Origin of the sequence: Streptomyces sp. SCSIO 75703 (assembly GCF_036607905.1) — a bacterium.
In the GTDB taxonomy this organism is placed as follows: domain Bacteria; phylum Actinomycetota; class Actinomycetes; order Streptomycetales; family Streptomycetaceae; genus Streptomyces.
The window spans coordinates 1,185,903-1,201,763 of record NZ_CP144555.1 but is presented as its reverse complement, the minus strand read 5'-3'; the positions used below and the strand labels follow the sequence as shown (position 1 = coordinate 1,201,763).

The 15,861-nt window shown below is 73.3% G+C and carries 16 protein-coding genes; 2 read left to right on the top strand and 14 right to left on the bottom strand.

Annotated features, from left to right (window positions below; all coding sequences use genetic code 11):
• Positions 1-4: 4 nt before the first annotated feature.
• The 14 genes from VM636_RS05115 to VM636_RS05050 all read right to left on the bottom strand — a co-directional run bounded on the left by VM636_RS05115 (position 5) and on the right by VM636_RS05050 (position 14,198).
• The gene (locus VM636_RS05115; protein WP_030421862.1) at positions 5-1,546 is read right to left on the bottom strand and encodes a methyltransferase; all 1,542 of its coding nucleotides are present in this window, start codon (positions 1,544-1,546) and stop codon (positions 5-7) included.
• Positions 1,547-1,588: 42 nt separating this feature from the next.
• Positions 1,589-2,974 (bottom strand): aldehyde dehydrogenase family protein, encoded by a 1,386-nt coding sequence (locus tag VM636_RS05110; protein WP_053913804.1) that lies wholly within the window; start codon positions 2,972-2,974, stop codon positions 1,589-1,591.
• Positions 2,974-4,080, bottom strand: coding sequence for a phenazine antibiotic biosynthesis protein (locus tag VM636_RS05105; protein WP_030421864.1), 1,107 nt, complete (start codon positions 4,078-4,080; stop codon positions 2,974-2,976). Before VM636_RS05105 ends, VM636_RS05110 begins: the two co-directional genes overlap by 1 nt.
• A 13-nt stretch (positions 4,081-4,093) precedes the next feature.
• Entirely contained in the window at positions 4,094-5,122 is a 1,029-nt protein-coding gene (locus VM636_RS05100) for a 3-oxoacyl-[acyl-carrier-protein] synthase III C-terminal domain-containing protein (protein ID WP_030421865.1), read from the bottom strand.
• Entirely contained in the window at positions 5,119-5,400 is a 282-nt protein-coding gene (locus VM636_RS05095; protein ID WP_053913805.1) for a phosphopantetheine-binding protein, read from the bottom strand. Before VM636_RS05095 ends, VM636_RS05100 begins: the two co-directional genes overlap by 4 nt.
• Positions 5,397-6,980, bottom strand: coding sequence for an amino acid adenylation domain-containing protein (locus VM636_RS05090; RefSeq protein ID WP_053913806.1), 1,584 nt, complete (start codon positions 6,978-6,980; stop codon positions 5,397-5,399). Before VM636_RS05090 ends, VM636_RS05095 begins: the two co-directional genes overlap by 4 nt.
• On the bottom strand, positions 6,977-7,612 hold the full coding sequence (locus VM636_RS05085; protein WP_053913807.1) for a flavodoxin family protein: 636 nt from the start codon (positions 7,610-7,612) through the stop codon (positions 6,977-6,979). Before VM636_RS05085 ends, VM636_RS05090 begins: the two co-directional genes overlap by 4 nt.
• Before the next feature lie 97 nt (positions 7,613-7,709).
• On the bottom strand, positions 7,710-8,363 hold the full coding sequence (phzG, locus tag VM636_RS05080; RefSeq protein WP_030421869.1) for a phenazine biosynthesis FMN-dependent oxidase PhzG: 654 nt from the start codon (positions 8,361-8,363) through the stop codon (positions 7,710-7,712).
• Positions 8,364-8,377: 14 nt separating this feature from the next.
• Positions 8,378-9,217: a PhzF family phenazine biosynthesis protein gene (locus tag VM636_RS05075; RefSeq protein ID WP_030421870.1), complete on the bottom strand. Its 840-nt coding sequence runs from the start codon at positions 9,215-9,217 to the stop codon at positions 8,378-8,380.
• 62 nt (positions 9,218-9,279) lie between these two features.
• Positions 9,280-9,609, bottom strand: a complete 330-nt coding sequence (locus tag VM636_RS05070) for a hypothetical protein (protein ID WP_030421871.1) — start codon at positions 9,607-9,609, stop codon at positions 9,280-9,282.
• A complete protein-coding gene (locus VM636_RS05065; protein WP_053913809.1) occupies positions 9,603-11,495 on the bottom strand; it encodes an anthranilate synthase family protein in 1,893 nt (630 codons plus the stop codon). The genes VM636_RS05070 and VM636_RS05065 overlap by 7 nt, the downstream gene beginning before the upstream one ends.
• A complete protein-coding gene (locus tag VM636_RS05060) occupies positions 11,492-12,115 on the bottom strand; it encodes an isochorismatase family protein (protein ID WP_053913810.1) in 624 nt (207 codons plus the stop codon). Before VM636_RS05060 ends, VM636_RS05065 begins: the two co-directional genes overlap by 4 nt.
• A gap of 33 nt (positions 12,116-12,148) precedes the next feature.
• Complete coding sequence (locus VM636_RS05055; protein WP_199825485.1) at positions 12,149-13,357, bottom strand: acyl-CoA dehydrogenase family protein; 1,209 nt, start codon at positions 13,355-13,357, stop codon at positions 12,149-12,151.
• A gap of 22 nt (positions 13,358-13,379) precedes the next feature.
• Positions 13,380-14,198, bottom strand: a complete 819-nt coding sequence (locus VM636_RS05050) for an SDR family NAD(P)-dependent oxidoreductase (RefSeq protein WP_234340429.1) — start codon at positions 14,196-14,198, stop codon at positions 13,380-13,382.
• Positions 14,199-14,478: 280 nt separating this feature from the next.
• Between VM636_RS05050 and VM636_RS05045 the strand changes: the two genes are divergently transcribed.
• Together VM636_RS05045 and VM636_RS05040 are read left to right on the top strand one after the other, a co-directional pair.
• Complete coding sequence (locus tag VM636_RS05045) at positions 14,479-15,183, top strand: class I SAM-dependent methyltransferase (RefSeq protein ID WP_030421876.1); 705 nt, start codon at positions 14,479-14,481, stop codon at positions 15,181-15,183.
• Entirely contained in the window at positions 15,180-15,554 is a 375-nt protein-coding gene (locus VM636_RS05040) for a VOC family protein (protein WP_030421877.1), read from the top strand. Before VM636_RS05045 ends, VM636_RS05040 begins: the two co-directional genes overlap by 4 nt.
• Positions 15,555-15,861 lie beyond the last annotated feature (307 nt).

Genomic DNA, 15,861 nt, shown 5'->3' with positions numbered 1-15,861 from the left:
TCGTTCACCTTTCGTCGTGTGACGTGGAGGGAGGAACCGCGGTACGGGCGGGTGTGGGCAAGGGCAGCGAGGTGAGGTCGGGGGTTCCGTCGGGTCGGCTCGGCATCGTGTCGAGGACGACGACGGTGGCGGGCCGGGCGTGCGCGGGCAGCCGCTCGTCGAGCCAGGCACGCAGGCCGGCGGCGAACCGGCCGGCCCGGTGGGCTGCCGCCGGGATCTCGGTGAGGACCGTCGCGGGGGAGGTGGCCCCGAGCCGGTGCGCACCGCCGAGGGGGCCGTGGCCGGACGGTGCGAAGACGGCCTCGAACCGGGCGGGGTCGTCGGGGGCGGGGGCCAGCGAGAGGCGCAGCCCCGCGTCGGCCGCCGGCCGGGTCAGCGCGTCGGGGTCCACCGCTGCGGGGTCCTTGCGGGTCAGCGCGGCCCGGGCGGCTTCGGCGTCGCCTTCCGCGAGGGCTCGCCAGGCGGCGATCTCCCCCATGAGGCGGGCGTTGGGGATGCCGGTCACACGCAGCGGCAGTGAGGTCGTCCTGAGCCTGCCGGCCAGGTCGTCCGGGTCGGTGACGTCCTCGCCCCAGGCCGCTGTCGGGCAGCCGGACACGTCGGTGACCTCGGCGGGGGACTTGCGCAGGACCACGTCGTAGCGGTGCCGCGACATCTCGTTGTGGAAGGGGGTCTTCTGCAACTGGATGTCGACCGACGCGACGGCGGGTTCGGTCGCGGCCAGTGCGTCGAAGAAGCCGGGGTGGACGAGGAGTTCCTCGTCACGGAGGAGGCTCCTGCGCGCCGCCAGGGCCAAGGCGGCCGCGTCGTTGCCCTTGCGGCGGTGCAGGGTGACGGCCGTGTGGAGGTACTCGACGGTCCGCAGGTCGCGTACGTCCCCGAGGAAGAGGGCGCCCCCGGGGACGAGCAGTCCCAGGGCCCTGCGGACGACCTTGCGGAGGTACTCGCCGCTGGGGAAGCACTGGCTGACGGAGTTGAGGACGACGGTGTCGAAGTACCCCTCGGGCAGCCCGTCGACGACGTCGGCGGGCTGGGTGCGCAGCGTGACCCGTCCGCAGAGTCCGGGGCGCTCCTCGACGTGCCGGCCGAGTTCGTCGATGGCCGGACCGGAGAAATCCGTTCCCCAGTAGCTCTCGCAGTCGGCGGCGAGCCGGGCGAGGAGCAGCCCGCTGCCCACGCCGATCTCCAGGACACGGCGCGGCCCCAGTTCCCGGATGCGGTCGACGGTCGCGGCGCGCCACCGTTCCATCTGGCCGATGTCTATCGGCCGCCCGTCGTAACTGCTGTTCCAGCCGGAGAAGTTCTCGCCGAAGAGCCGGCCGGGTGCCGAGGTGTAGACCCGGTCGAAGATCTGTTGCCACTCCTCGACCTGGGCGGCCTCCCGCCCCTCCTCGCCGGACGAGGCCGGCACGACGTAGGCGACGAACTCGGTGTCCCCTGGACGGCCGGGGCGCGGCCGGACCACCACGGCCGCCCGGGCGACCGCCTCGTGCCGGGTGACGATGTCCTCGACCTGCCTGGGTGAGACGTGCGGTGTCGCGGTCATGCCTCTCGCTTTCCTGGTGCCGGAGTTGCGGACGTCCGGTGGTCAGTCGCGGATGACGGTCTTGCTGCGCATGAGGAACTCCCCGAGGTAGCCGTCGTGCGGAAGGCCGGGGTCCATGACGTAGGTGCGGTGGCCGCCCACGTAGACGTTGGCGATGCCGGGTTCCGCCAGCAGCCGGTCGACCAGCGAGGCGTCCCGGGTGAGCGCCGTGAGCGCCAGGCTGTCCCGCAGGGGGGCGATGCCGTCCCGGGGGGTCCACGGGGCGACCCAGACACAAGGGAAGGGCAGTTCCACGGCGGCCTGCGGGGCGTCGGGCCGGGCGAGCTGGTGGACCGCCGGGAGCAGGGCGGCGCTGCCGTCGCCCAGGTCCTGCACGATCCCCTCCCCTCCGAGCCACGGACGGGCGCCTACGGCCGTACGCAGCAGGTGGGCCTCGATCGCCCGGGCGGTCTCGACGGGCCGGACCGGCAACACCGCCTCGTCGTTCTCGGGCGGGAGACCGGTCAGGGCACCGAGCCGCTCGGCCAGAGCGGCGCACAGCCCGGAGGGGTCCCCCTCGACCAGGACGGTGGTGGCGTTGACGCACCCGGCGCCGCCGTGCGCGCTCACCGAGTCGACGATGACGTCGAGGTGTTCGCGCCAGTCCGTGTCGGCGGTCACCAGAATCTTCGTACGGCCGGGCCCCTGGAGGAGCGTGGCCGGATCACCCGCGTAGCGGCGAACGACGTCCGCCCCGCCGTACACCAGACTCCGGTCGGCGCCTTCCCGCAGGCTGCCCGCCAGGTCGTGCTCGGTCGGCAGCAGCGTGACCTGGTCGTGCCCGAACCCGGCCGTGTGCAAGGCGGTGATCAGCCGGTGCGGGGTGAAGGGGTCGCGGCGGGAGGGCCGCACGGCGACCCGGTAGCCGAGGGCCAGGGCCTGGGGCCACAGGCTGTGCGTCCCGGGGTGGTTGCCGGGCGCGTGGACGGCGAGGACCTCGCCCCGGCGGGCCCAGACGGCGGCTCCGGACCGCGCGCGGACGTCGCGCCAGTCGTCGACGGCACCGGCGGGCCGCGCCTGCCGGACGGACTCGTGCACACGGCTCAGCCGCTCGGCGGTGGAACGCAGTGCCGCGCGGACCACGCCGACCGGCGTGCCGCCCACCCGGCTGACCACCCGGGCGTAGGCGTCGGCCGGCAGTCCGGCGACGGTGTCCTCGGCGAAGACGCGGGCCGCCCGCACGATCGCGGCCGTCCGCTCGTCGGCGGGCAGCGGTTCGGCCCGACGCATGGCCCGCAGGGTGCGGCCGACGAACAGCCGTGGCACGAGGCTCAGTTCGGCCATCGGCCGGCCGCTGACGTCGGTGACCGCGGTGCGGGCCAGGGCCCGGTAGGGGCCTCGTGCGCCGAGCGCGTCGATCCGGATCGGCCCGTAGGGCGGAGCCGCCATCAGTAGACTCCTTCGATGACGGTCTCCTGTTCGAACACCCCGACGGGGGCGAGGTCCGCGACCGAGTCGCCGGCGGAGCCGTCCGGAGGGGCGACGCGGGTGGCCAGGTCGCGTTCGAGGTTGTTCGGGAGCAGGAACGACTTGCTGACGTGGTGGACGACGATGCGCCCTCGCCGGCCGTACTCGACCGGGGCCAGCGTGTCCGGGTCGACCACCGCGAAGGTCACCTCGGGCCCGGGGGGATCGAAGACGCAGGGCGTGTCGGGGGCCAGACCGGGACGTTCGCCGGCCGTTCCCAGCATCATCGTGCTGCCGTAGTTGCCGACGAAGACCACCCCCGGGAAGACCTCGGTGCGGTACAGCAGCCGGGAGTCGGGGTCGAGCCGGGTGCCGCCCCAGCGGATGGCGCGCACCTTCTCGTTGACCAGGTCCACCAGCTCGTCCCGCCGGGAGAGGCGTTCGAGCAGGGGCGGGGTGATGGTGAGCACTCCGACGTCCTGGGTGCGCAGCACGTGGGCGGCCTGGTCGACGAGGTGTTCGGCGTACGCGTCCGCCTCCTCGTGCGCCCCTCGGGCCACGAGCCGCTTCACCCAGCGGGGGTCCAGGTCGACGGCGAAGCCGTGGCGGCCGTGGGTGGTGGCCTGCCGGCGGAAGAGCTCGCCCACGAGGTGCGGGCCGCCGGGGACGACCCCCAGCCAGTCGGCGCCGCGCGGGAACCCGTGGGCGTCCAGTTCGGCGTTGCTCGCGGCGAGGGCGCGCTCCAGCCGGTCGCGCAGCAGCACCACCCGTTTGGGCAGCCCGGTGGTCCCCCCGCTCTCGAAGATCCCGACCACGTCCGGGCGGGGGCCGTAACCGCGCGGAACCAGGTCCTCGACGCGGACGTGCCTCAGTTCGGCGGCCACATTGGGGAAGAGGGCGAGGTCCCCGAGGGTGCGCACGTCCTTGCGCGGATCGAAGTCGAGCCTCCTGGCGCGGTCGAGCCAGAACGGACTCCCGGTCTCCTTGCCGAAGTGCCATTCCATCGCCGCCCTGACGAAGGTGTCGGGGTCGGGCCGCTCGTCGCCCGAGGCGTCCAGCGTGTGTGCGGCGTCCGTCGCCGTGGTCATGCCGTCCCTCTCCTCAGATGCGGATGATGGTGGCGCCCCAGCGGCCGGCGGAGATGCCGCAGAGGACGACCACGTCGCCGGCCTCCACCTCGCCCCGTTCGAGCTGGAGGCCCAGGGACAGCAACTGGTCCGCGGCCCCCATGTGCCCGTGGTCGGGCGCGAGCGCCGCGTTGGTGCGCTGCAGGGGGATGCCGAGCGGTTCCGCGATGGCGGAGATACTCGCCGCGCTGTCGTTGAGGTAGATCAGATGCGCGAGGTCCTCGCGTCCGACCCCGGCCCGTGCGCAGGCCGCGTCGATCGCCTCGGCGAGCAGGGCGTACCGGTCCTCGATGAACCGTTGCAGCTTCTCGGGCCGGTCGGCGAACTGCTCACGGATCCTGTCGTGCCCTCCCGGGGCCTTCCGGCTGGACCAGCCGGGAGGAGGCAGCGGGGACACCGCGCCGCCGAAGTCGACGCGCAGGATGTCGCAGTGCTCCGGGTCGGTGAACTGCGCGGTGGCCAGCCACCGGTTGGCGGGGTGCCCGCGTCTGACCACGGCGGCCACCGCGGCGTCGCTGAGCACGGTGTTGACCAGGTTCATGCGGTTCCGGTGGAACTCACTGGTCCGGTTGACCGCCACGAACAGCGCGGTGCGCGTCTCCGGCTGGAGCGCGAGGGTGGACGCCACGTAGTGCAGACCGTGCACGCCGGCCCCACAGCCCTCGTGCAGCACCAGCGTCTGGGTACGGCCGGTCCCCAGGGCGCGGGCGAGCGCCGCGGCGCCGTCCCAGGCCGGGTACTCGGGGATGTCCGGCCCGGCGAGGACGAGGACGTCGACGCTGCCGGGGGCCACGTCCGCCTGCTCCAGGGCCTGTCGGGCCGCGTCGGCGGCCAGGTCGGTGGCCTGGACGCCTTCCGGCGCCCGGTGGAAGGTCCGGTAGCCCCAGTGAAGGACACGCGAGGGGTTGTCGACGTACTCGTGGGCGACGGCCGCCACCTCGGTGTCCTCGCCGAACGCGTAGCCGAAGGCGGCGATGCCCATGTCGACGGCGGGCCCCGTCATCGTCCCCCCTCCTCGGCGCCGGCGGCGGACACACGGGAGGCCAGGTCCGCCGCCGCGGCACCGAGGTCCTTCTCGAAGAGGATCATCAGGTCGTAGTCGGCGCCGAACAGGTCCATGGCCTTGCGGGTGAGCCGGACGGCGAGGATGGAGTGCCCGCCGAGGTCGATGAAGTTGTCCTCCGGGGTGACGTCCGGCTCCTCCAGGAGCTCGGAGACCCATTGCAGGGTCATTTTCCGGACCACCTCGGTCATCCGGCCGGCGGTCTGTCGTCCGCTCATCGGGCACGCCCTCTCTTCTCTTCCCACAGCCGGGCGGTCTCCGCCCGGTCGACCTTTCCGTTGGTGGTCCGCGGCAGCCGCTCGACGGCCTCGAACCCGGTGGGCTGCATGTAGCTCGGCAACAAGCCCTTGACGTGCCGCCGCAGTGACCGGGCGTCGGGCGGGGGTCCTCCCGCGACCGGGACGAGGGCGCAGACCAGCCGGTCGTCGCCCGGCCCGTAGCCGCGCACCCACACCACCGCGTTCGCCACCAGGGGGTGCGACCGGACGGCCGCCTCGACGTCGCTGAGTTCGACGCGGTAGCCGCGCAGCTTGACCTGGAGGTCCGCCCGGCCGTGGGAGACCAGGTCGCCCGCCGCGTCCCGGCTCACCAGGTCGCCGGAGCGGTAGTAGCGCAGGGCGGGACCTCCGCCCGGAGCCGGTCCGTCGACGAACCGCTCCGCGGTCAGCTCGGGCCGGTTCAGGTAGCCCCGGCTGACCTGCGGGCCGGCCAGCCACAGTTCGCCCTGCTCCCCGGGCGGCACGTCACTCCCGTCGTCGGCGACGACGCGGAAGGCGAAGCCCGGCAGGGGGCGGCCGATGACGGACCGCCCGCCGTCCACGTCGTCCTGGGTCACCTCGTGGTAGGTGGAGTGCACGGTCGTCTCGGTGATCCCGTACATGTTGACCAGCGTGGGCCGGGCGAGGCCGTGCCGGTCGGTCCACGGCCCGAGGGAGGCCGGCAGGAGCTTCTCCCCGCCGAACACCACGTAGCGCAGCGCGGGCAGGGCCGCGCCCGTCGCGCAGGCCGCGGCGGACAGTTCGCTGAAGGCGGTGGGGGTCTGGCTGAGCACGGTGATGCCGTGACCGGCGACGAACCGCAGGCACTCCTCGGGCGAGCGCGCCGTCCAGTGCGGCATGACCACCAGCCGGGCGCCCGTGGACAGCGCGCCCCAGATCTCCCAGACGGACACGTCGAAGGCGAGCGAGTGGAACAACAGCCAGCGGTCGTCCGGGCGGAACGAGAACCGCTGCCCGGCACCCGCGAGCAGGGCCAGCACCGCCCCGTGGTGGATCGGGACCCCCTTGGGGCGGCCGGTGGTGCCGGAGGTGTAGATGACGTACGCCTCGTCGTCCCGCCCCGGGCGCGGCACGTCGGCCGGCGGCACGTCGGGCGCCGGTTCGTCGAGCAGCGCGGCGATCTCCTCCGCGCCGACGACCGGCATCCCCTCCCCGGCAGCGCCCTCGGGGTCGCCCACGAACGCCGTCGCCTCCGCGTCGCGCACCACGAACTCGTTGCGGGCCCGCGGGTTGCGGATGTCGAGGGGCACATAGGCGGCCCCCGCCCGCAGGATGCCGAGGACCGCCGCCACGGCCGCGGCGGTGGGGGGCATCCGCAGGGCGACACGGTCGCCGGGGCGCACTCCGCGCGACCGCAGCAGCGCGCCGACGGCCCGGGTCCACTGCTCCAGGCGGCGGTAGGTGAAGGTTCCGTCCTCGGCGACCAGGGCCGTCGCGTCGGCACGCCGGGCGGTGCTGCTCTCGAATGCCTCGGTGAGGCTCGCCCACGCTCCGCGGCCGGTGGCGTCCCGGCCCGTCACCGGACCTCCCGCGAGGCGCCGGCCCGCACGGCGGCGGCGAGCCGCACCACGCGCCGGGCCTGGACCCGCGCCGCGTTCCTGGTGACCGCGTCCACCGGCCGGGTGCGGCCCTCGGTGCTGTGGGCCGTCCCGTAGGGGTTTCCGTCGACGAACTTCTCCGGACTGGTGTAGCCCGGGGCCACGACGATCCCGCCGAAGTGGTGGAAGGACGTGATCAGGGCGAGCAGGGTGGCTTCCTGGCCGCCATGGCGGCTGCTCGTGGCGGTGAAGGCGCTGTACACCTTGTCGGCGAGCAGTCCCCTGCGCCAGGGATCCCCGAGGCCGTCGAGGAAGTGCTTGAGTTGCGCCGAGACGTTCCCGAACCGCGTCGGCGAGCCGAGGATGACCGCGTCGGCCCAGAGCACGTCGTCCACCGCCGCGGGAGGGTCGGCGAGAGCGGCCTTCGGGGGGCCGTCGGCCGTCGTCGCGGGGCGGGGGCCGTCGGGCACCGGGCCCTCCCCGATGCCGGCGACTCTCCGCAACCGGACCTCGGCACCGGCCTTCTCCGCCGACTCCGCGAGTTCGCGGGCCACTTCCGCCACGGTCCCGGTGGCCGAGTGGTACACGACCGCCAGGTGCACTGGCCTGCTCATGAGGTGACTCCGTTCGAGGGGACGGCGGGTCGAAGAGGCGGGCGGACGGGCGGTTTCCGAGGGCGGGAGGCGCCGGGTCGCGTCGGCCGGCCAGGCGTCAGGGCTGCAACCGTGTGACCTGCCACGCGCCCGCCTCCTTCCGGTAGCCGAGCCGGCGGTGCAGCCGGTCGGGGGAGGGCGCCCAGAACTCGGTCTCGGCCGGACGCAACAGGTATCCGGCGAAGCCGCTCGGGCGCGGCAGCGCGCCGCCCGCGCGGGCGAGCCGCAGCGCCTCCTGGCGGAGCACGGACACGTCGGAAAGCGGTTCGCTCTGGCGCGAAGCCGTGGACATGGCGTGCAGCGGTGCGGGCCGGGCGGCCCACAGCGCGTCGCACTCCTCGGCGGACAGCTCGGAGACCGGGCCGGCGAGGGACATCTGGCGGCCGGTCTCCCGCCAGTAGAAGAGCGCGGACGCCCAGTCGTTGACCGCCAGCTCGCGGCCCTTGCGGCTGCCCCGGTGGGTGGTGAACGTCAGCCCGCGGGCGGAGAGCCCGACGAAGGTGATGACGCGGGTGGAGGGCCGTCCTCCGGCGTCGGCGGTGGCCAGGGCCAGGGAACGGGGCTCGCGGGCACCGCTGCGAACGGCGTCGTCCATCCAGCGCAGCACCAGCCCCATGGGTTCCGGCGGAGGGGACAGGTACTCGGGGAAGCCGAGGTCGGTGTCGGCGGTCAGCGTCTCGAAGCGGGCGCTGCCGGCGTGGTCCTGCTGCATCGTGTCGCTGCTCCCTAGACCCGGAGGGTGCCGTGGGCGGTGACGACGCCGTGGCCGGTGACGTGCACCGTCTCCACGTGGTCGTCCGTGCCCTCGGCGGTGGCGGTCATCAGTGAGGGCCGGCCCATCTCGACGCCCTGCCGGATCTCGATGTCCTGGCCGTACTTCGCGTGGCCGTGCCGCGCCAGGTGGATCGCCAGGGGGCCCGCGGCCGACCCGGTGGCCGCGTCCTCCACCACGCCGTAGGCCGGGGAGAACATGCGGGCGCGCCAGGAGGCGCCCTCTCCCGCGAAGCAGTTGGCGGCCATGTCGGGGAACCGGGAGAGCGCCTTGTGGTCCGGGTGCAGGGCGGACAACGCGTCCACGCAGGGCAGGCCCACGAAGACGTGGCGCGGTCCGTTGCGGTAGATCTCCACGGGAGTCGTCGAGGACTCCACACCGAGCGCCCGCAGGAGTTCGCCGGCGTGCCGGTACGGCTCCCAGGTGGGCACGGGCTGGCGCATCCGCACCGCCACGGGACCGTCGTCGCGGGTGCCGTCGAGGTCGCAGGGGACGCTCCCCATGGCCGTCTCGACGGTGAGCCGGTTCCGCTTGCGCGTCACCCCGAGGGCGACCGCGGTGCCGAGCAGGGGGTGGCCGGCGAAGGGCAGTTCGTTGACCGGGGTGAAGATCCGGATCCGCGCGTCGCCGGACCCCTCCGGCGGCAGCACGAAGGTGCTCTCGGAGAGGTTCATCTCGCGGGCGATGGCCTGCATCGTCCTCGTGTCGAGGTCGGCGCAGTCGAAGAAGACGGCAACGGGATTGCCCTCGAGCGGTGTGCGCGCGAAGGCGTCGACGACGAGGTAGTCACGCATGGGTACTCCCGGTGGGGGAAGGGGAACGAGAGCCGCCGGTGAGCGGCGGGCCGGACCTGCCCTCAGATGAAGACCGGCCCGAGACCGTGCAGGGCGGGCAGCGAGTGCACCCCCTCCACCGTCGCCTCGACCGCGAACCGTTCGCGTCGCGTCGGAGGAGCGCCGATCAGTTCGGCGGCCCTGTTGGGCGGAAGCACCTCGGCCGGGCGATCCGTCTGCCAGAGCATCACGGCGCCCCAGCGGTTGCCCGCGCGGTCGGCCATCCACGTCTTCAGCAGCAGTCCGGGTACCTCCGCCCAGGCCGCGGTCGCCTCCTCGCGCAGGTGCGCGCGCAGCGAGTCGACGGTCTGGCCGGAGCCGTCCAGCTCCCACCACGCGATGTCGATCAACACGCTCCCAGCACCCCCCGGAGGGCCTCGGCGACGATGCGAGGGCCGTCGACGGTGAGTACGGACTCCGGGTGGAACTGCAGGGAGGCGAAACGCTCCGCCCGCAGAGCGTGCACCTCCCCGGTGGTCCGGTCCCGGCTCACCTCGACCGGGCCCACCCCGGCGGGATCGATCTTGTCCTCGGCGCTCCGCGCGGCGTAGGTGTTGTAGAAGCCGACCCGTTCCGTCCTGCCGAACAGATCGATCTCCCGCTGAACACCTTGGTCGGGACGGGCTCTGGCCACCACGTCGAGCCCCAGGCGCAGGCTGAGCACCTGGTGGCTGAGGCACACGGCGAGGAAGGGGCGTCGTCCGGCGAGCAGCGTGTCGACGGCGCGTCCCAGAGCGGCGATCCTCGGGTCCCGCGCCGAGCGCGGATCACCCGGGCCCGGTCCCAGCACGACCACGTCGGCAGCCAGGAGATCGCCGGCGTCCTCGCACCGCCGGACGCTCACCTCGAGGCCGAGCGCGGCGAGCTGCCGGGCCATCATGGCGGTGAAGGCGTCCTCGGCGTCCACCACCAGGACCTTCCGCCCGGCCAGGCCCTCGGTCCTCCAGCCCCTGCCGGGCGCGTCCCGCAGCCAGAAGTCCGCGATGCGCGCGTTGCGCCGGGCCAGTGCCTCGCGGACCCGCGGGTGGCCGGAGAAGCGCGCACCGGGCTCCGGTGTCCAGGCGGAGAGCAGACCGGCTGCCTTGGCGCGGGTCTCCGCGACCTCGGAGGCGGGGTCCGAGTGCCGCACGAGCGTGGCCCCCACGCCGATGCGCATCCCCCCGTCGGGGCCGATGTCGGCGGTGCGGATGAGGATGGCGGAGTCGAGTTCCCTCTCCCCGGCGGCATCGCGGCCGATGAGGGCCGCCACGCCCGCGTAGTAGCCGCGCCCGGCCGGCTCGTGGCGCCGGATCACGCGGGCCGCGTTCTCCAGCGGGCTGCCGGTCACGGTCGGGGCGAACAGGGTCTCGCGGAGGATCTCGCGGACGTCGCGCCGGGTCCGGCCCTCGATGAGATATTCGGTGTGCGCGAGCCGGGCCATCTCCTTCAGGTAGGGACCGACCACGCGCCCTCCGTCCTCGCAGATCCGGGCCATCATCTTGAGTTCCTCGTCGAGCACCATGTAGAGCTCCTCGGTCTCCTTCCGGTCGGCGAGGAACGCGGTGACGCCGTCCAGCGTGGGTCCCGTGTCGGGGTAGCGGTAGGTGCCGCTGACGGGGTTCATCACGGCGGTGCCCCCGGTCAGCGAGAGGTGCCGTTCGGGGGAGGCGCCCACCAGGGTCCTGTCCTCGGTGCGGACGACGAAGGTCCAGTAGGCGCCCTGTTCGTGGCTGAGCAACCGCCGGAACAGGGTGAGCGCGGTGCGCGGCGACGGGTCGTCGAGTTCGGCCACGAAGGAGCGGCGGATCACGAAGTTGGACCCGGCCCCGGTGCCGATCTCGTCGGCCAGGACCCGCCGGACGATGCCGGCGTACTCCTCGTCCGGCGGCTCGAAGCGTCCGCCGGTGATGCGCACCGGCTCCACCGGCAGACGCCTCAGCACCTCCCCGACCGGCAGGGTGTCCTGCCGGCCGACGGTGACGGCGACCAGGGGCACGCCGTCGTCGTGCGCGGCGTACCCCCTCTCGCCGATCTGCCGGTACGGAACGAGGACGAGCGCCTCGTGCCGGGGGCGGCCGGGAGCGGAGGGCTCCGGCAGGGGGATGTGCGCGAGGCTGCCGGGCGTGCTCGCCTCGCCGGTCAGGACGTCGACGGCCCCCGGTGTCCCCGACTCCGGCCGTCGCAGCAGGGCGAAGACCGGGGCCTCCTGAGCGAGGACGCGGTCGAGGAGGTCACCGCCGGCCGGGGAGGCCGCGCTCACCGGAACACCTCCTCGGTGAGCCGCAGCGCCCCGCAGCGCCGGGCGACGTAGTCCAGGGCGAGCCGGTGCCGGCCGGCGGAGAAGTCGCCCACCGCGTCGGCCGCCACGAAGACCTGGATGTCGTGGGTGAACGCCTCGAGCGCGGTGGCCAGGATCCCGACGTGGGCGTAGACACCGCACAGCACGAGCTGGTCGCGGCCCTTCCCCGCCATCCACTCCAGGAGGCCGGAGCGGTGGAAGGCGCTGTAACGCCACTTGACGAACCGCCGGTCCGCGGCGGCGGGGGCCAGCTCGGGCACCACGTCGCGGTCGGCGGCTTCGGAGCGCATGCCGGGGCCCCAGAAGTCCTTGAGGAGACCACGCTCCTCGTCGGTCATCCGCCCCGGCTGCGCGGTGTAGGCGACGGGCACGTCGAGCGAGGCGCAACGCCCGCGCAGCAGACCGGCGTTGGCGACGAGGCCGGAGCGCAGCGGCTCGGGGAAGGCTTCCAGGAAGTAGCCCTGCATGTCGTGGACGAGCAGCGCCGCCCGGCGCGGGTCGAGCGTCCAGTCCACGACGTTCGCCGGGAGGGTCTCCCGGGTGGGCAGGGCATAGGACTCGATGGGCGGAATACCGGGCACGCGGCCCTCCTTCGTCGGTCGTCGGCCGGTCGCTCAGACGAGGAGACTGATGTCACGGGGGTCCCGGCCGACCAGGGCACTGCCGTAGACCTGCTGCGGGATCCCCATGCCGAAGCCGGCGTGCCTGCTGCCGACGTTGACATCGCGCCAGATGCGCTGCAGCGGACTGGACTCGGCGAATGCGGAGGAACCGTAGGCCGTCATCAGGATGTCCACGGCCTCCCGGCACAGTTGTGTGACGTGGGTGGACTCCATCCGGGCGCGCGCCCGGGTCACCAGGTCGGGGTTCTTCCCGGCGGCGGCGTGGGCGTCGATCCGGTCGGTCACGGAGAGGGCCAGCAACCGGGCGGTCTCGATCTTCGCCGCGGCCTGGGCGAGATCGGCCTGGAAGGCCGGGGAGGCGGCCTGGCTGTCGTAGGAGGAACCGGCCACGGGCCGGTGGGGCGCACGCTCGCGCACGTGGCGGAATGCCTCGTCGGCCCCGCCCACGAGGGACCCGATCAGGCCGATGGAGAAGATGCCGGTCAGGCTGTTGCGGTAGGCGTGGCCCGGGTCCACCAGGCCGTCCGTCTCCCCGTGCAGGACCGGCAGGTACGGCAACAGGCGGTGCCGGGGCACGAAGACGCGGTCGGCCACCACGGTGTTGCTGCCGGTTCCGCGCATGCCGGTGAACCGCCAGTCGTCCTCGACGGTGAGTTCGCCCATGGGCATCAGGGCGAAGTGCGGGGCCGGCCGGCCGGAGCCGTCGTCGGCGAGAACCAGGCCGCCCATCCAGTCGGCGTGCAGGCAGCCGGAGGCGTAGCCCCACCGGCCGTCGACGACGATGCCGCCGGCGGCGTTCTCGACGGTGGTCACCGGCCGGCCGAGCACCAGGGCGGTGCGGGCGTCGGGGTTGTCGCTCCACACCTCTTCCCGGGTCCGCTCGGGGAACAACGACACGACGAAGTTGCCGGCGTTGACCACTCCGGTGATCCAGCCGGAGGCGCAGCATCCGCGGCCCACCTCGATCGAGACCTCGAGCAGCGTACGGGCGTCCCCCTGGTACCCGCCCAGTCGCCGTGGCGTCATGAGCCGCATCAGTCCCGCCTCGGTGAGGCCGAGGACGCTCTTCTCGGGCAGCCGGCCCTCGCGGTCGGCCTCCTCGGCGCCCTCCCGGAGCACGTCCCGCAAGGCGGCGGCGCGTGCGACCGGTCCCGCGCCGTCTCCGGACGGGGGCGCCAGGCTCTCTTCGTTGTTGCCCACGTTGCCCAACCCATTCTTCCCTTCACTCGCCCTGGGCGGCGCGCGCCAAGGAGCTCCAGCGTTCCCAGGTGCCGAGGCGGTCCTCGTACACCGATCTGACGGTCTGCAGCACCGTGCCGCCGAAGAGGACCCGCAACGGCGGGTTCGGCGCGTCGACGATGTCGAGCAGGGGCCCTGCGGTCGCCCCGGGGTCCCCGGGCAGGGAGCCGGCCGAAGGTGGCTTCGCCACGTCGGCGTAGACCGGACCCGGGTCGGCCCACACCGCCGAGTCCCCTCGCCAGTCGGTCCGGTAGGGACCGGGTTCCAGCAGGGTGACGCGGATGCCGAAACGCGCGACTTCCTGGGCGAGCGCCTCGGAAAGGCCCTCGATGGCCCACTTCGACGCGTGATAGAGGCCCAGCATGGGCCAGGAGGCGAGCCCCGCGATGCTCGAGACCTGCACGAGGTGACCGGAGCCCTGCCTCCTCATGACGGGCAGCGCGGCCTGGGTGGCCCAGAGGGTTCCGAAGAAGTTCGTGTCGAGCTGATCGCGCGCCTCCTCCTCGCCGATGGTCTCGACGGGGCCGAAGAGGCCGTATCCGGCATTGTTGACCAGGACGTCCAGCCGTCCGAAGTGTTCGACCGCCGCGGCGACCGCGTCCCTGACGGCCGCACGGTCGCGGACATCGAGCCGCAGAAGCAGCACGGCATCCCCGAAAGCCTCGGAGAGGCCGACGATGTCGTCGACGTTCCGGGCGGTGGCGGCGACCCGGTCACCGCGTTCCAGCGCGGCCTGCGCCCACACCCTGCCGAATCCGCGGGATGTCCCGGTAATGAACCACACCTTGCCGGACAAAGAAATCCTCCTGGGACGGGAACCGAATACGGATGTCTCCCGGCCTCGGGGCCGGCCGGAGGGGCAGCAGCCATTCAGCAGCATGGCCGCCGCCCTGTCCACATCGGCCTCGCAGTCGCCAAACACCGGGGTGCCGTCCGTGTCCGACTGGGGAAGTTCCCCAGTCGGACAGCGCACCCGCCTCTTTCCACGGGGGAGCGGAGGAGATATCCATGAGTGGGTGAAGGAATGTGTCCCCGTCCGGTACGGCGTCCTGTGGCATCCGTTTACCGAGAGGCTCTCGACCGTGAGTGGTTACGACTTCGCGAAGGCCGACTTCAACGCGGTCTACAGGGGCGGTGACCTGCTCCCCGGCGCCGCCATCAAGAGCGTCCCCTGGGACATCGGCGAGGTGCAGCCCGCCGTGGTGCGGCTGGAGGAGGCCGGCCGCTTCCGCGGTGAGGTCCTCGACGTGGGCTGCGGGCCCGGGGACAACGCGGCGTTCCTGGCCGGCCGGGGCCACCGGGTGACCGCCCTGGACGCCGCCTCGGCCGTCGTCGAGCAGGCACGGATCCGCACCAGGGGGTTCGACATCACGTTCGTCGTGGCGGACGCGACGGTGCTGGAGATGTTCGAGGGCCGTTTCGACAGCGTGCTGGACAGCGCGCTGTACCACACGCTGGACCCGGCGGGCCGGCGCGCCTACCTGGCGGCACTGCACCGGGCCACCCGGCCGGGAGCGCTGCTCGGCATGCTCTGCTTCGCGGACGTTCCGGGGGGCATGCCGACCCCGCTCGCGGTGTCCGAGGACGATCTGCGCGCGGGACTGCACGAGGCGGGTTGGGAGGTCACCCACCTGTCCCCCGACGTGTACGCGGGGGCCGCGGCGCCGATGACGACGTTCTTCGAGAAGACGGGCATGCGTCCGGAACTGGACGCGAAGGGCCGGACCCGGCTGCCGGTCTGGAGGGTGCACGCGCAGCGGTCGGCCGTGGCGGGCTCGGGCTCATGACCCTGCGCGCCTTCCCCGTCCTGCGCTCCACCCGTGTCGAGGCTCTCGCGGAGTTCTACGGACGCCTCGGCTTCGCCCCGCGTCACAGGCACCCGGCCGAGGGAACGCCGTCCTTCGTGGCGCTGCGGCGCGGCGAGGCCGAACTGGCGATCACCTCGGAGGCGGCGGACGGCCCCGCGGAGGTGGACGGTGCGCCCCGGTGGCACATGTTCGTCTTCGTCGAGGAGGTGGACGCGGTGGTCGAGAGCCTGGCCGCCGCCGGCGTGGCCGTCCTGCGCCGGCCGGCGGAGACGCCGTGGGGCGAGCGGGTGGCCCTGGTCGCCGACCCGGACGGCAACCCCGTCGCCCTCGCGTCGGCGACCGACGCCTGACACCGGCCGGCCGGCGGCGCCCGCGCCCGCCGCGGAGTGTGGGCGCGAGGCGCGGCGGCGGGCCGGAAGAGGTGGGCCGCTCCGTCGGCACGTCATCCAGCCAACGGTTTACCGCCCCCTTGACGCACTAGTTCGTGTTCGATGAAATGACCTCCGCGGGAAGCCAGGAAGACCTATTCGTAAGCGTCGGGAACTCTGCATGCCACCACTCATGCAGGGATAAGGAGTTCCGCACGTGCCTACCGAAGGAAGTCGAGTCGTTCGCTGTGTGAATCCTGATGAGATATTCGGAACGGTAGCCACTTCC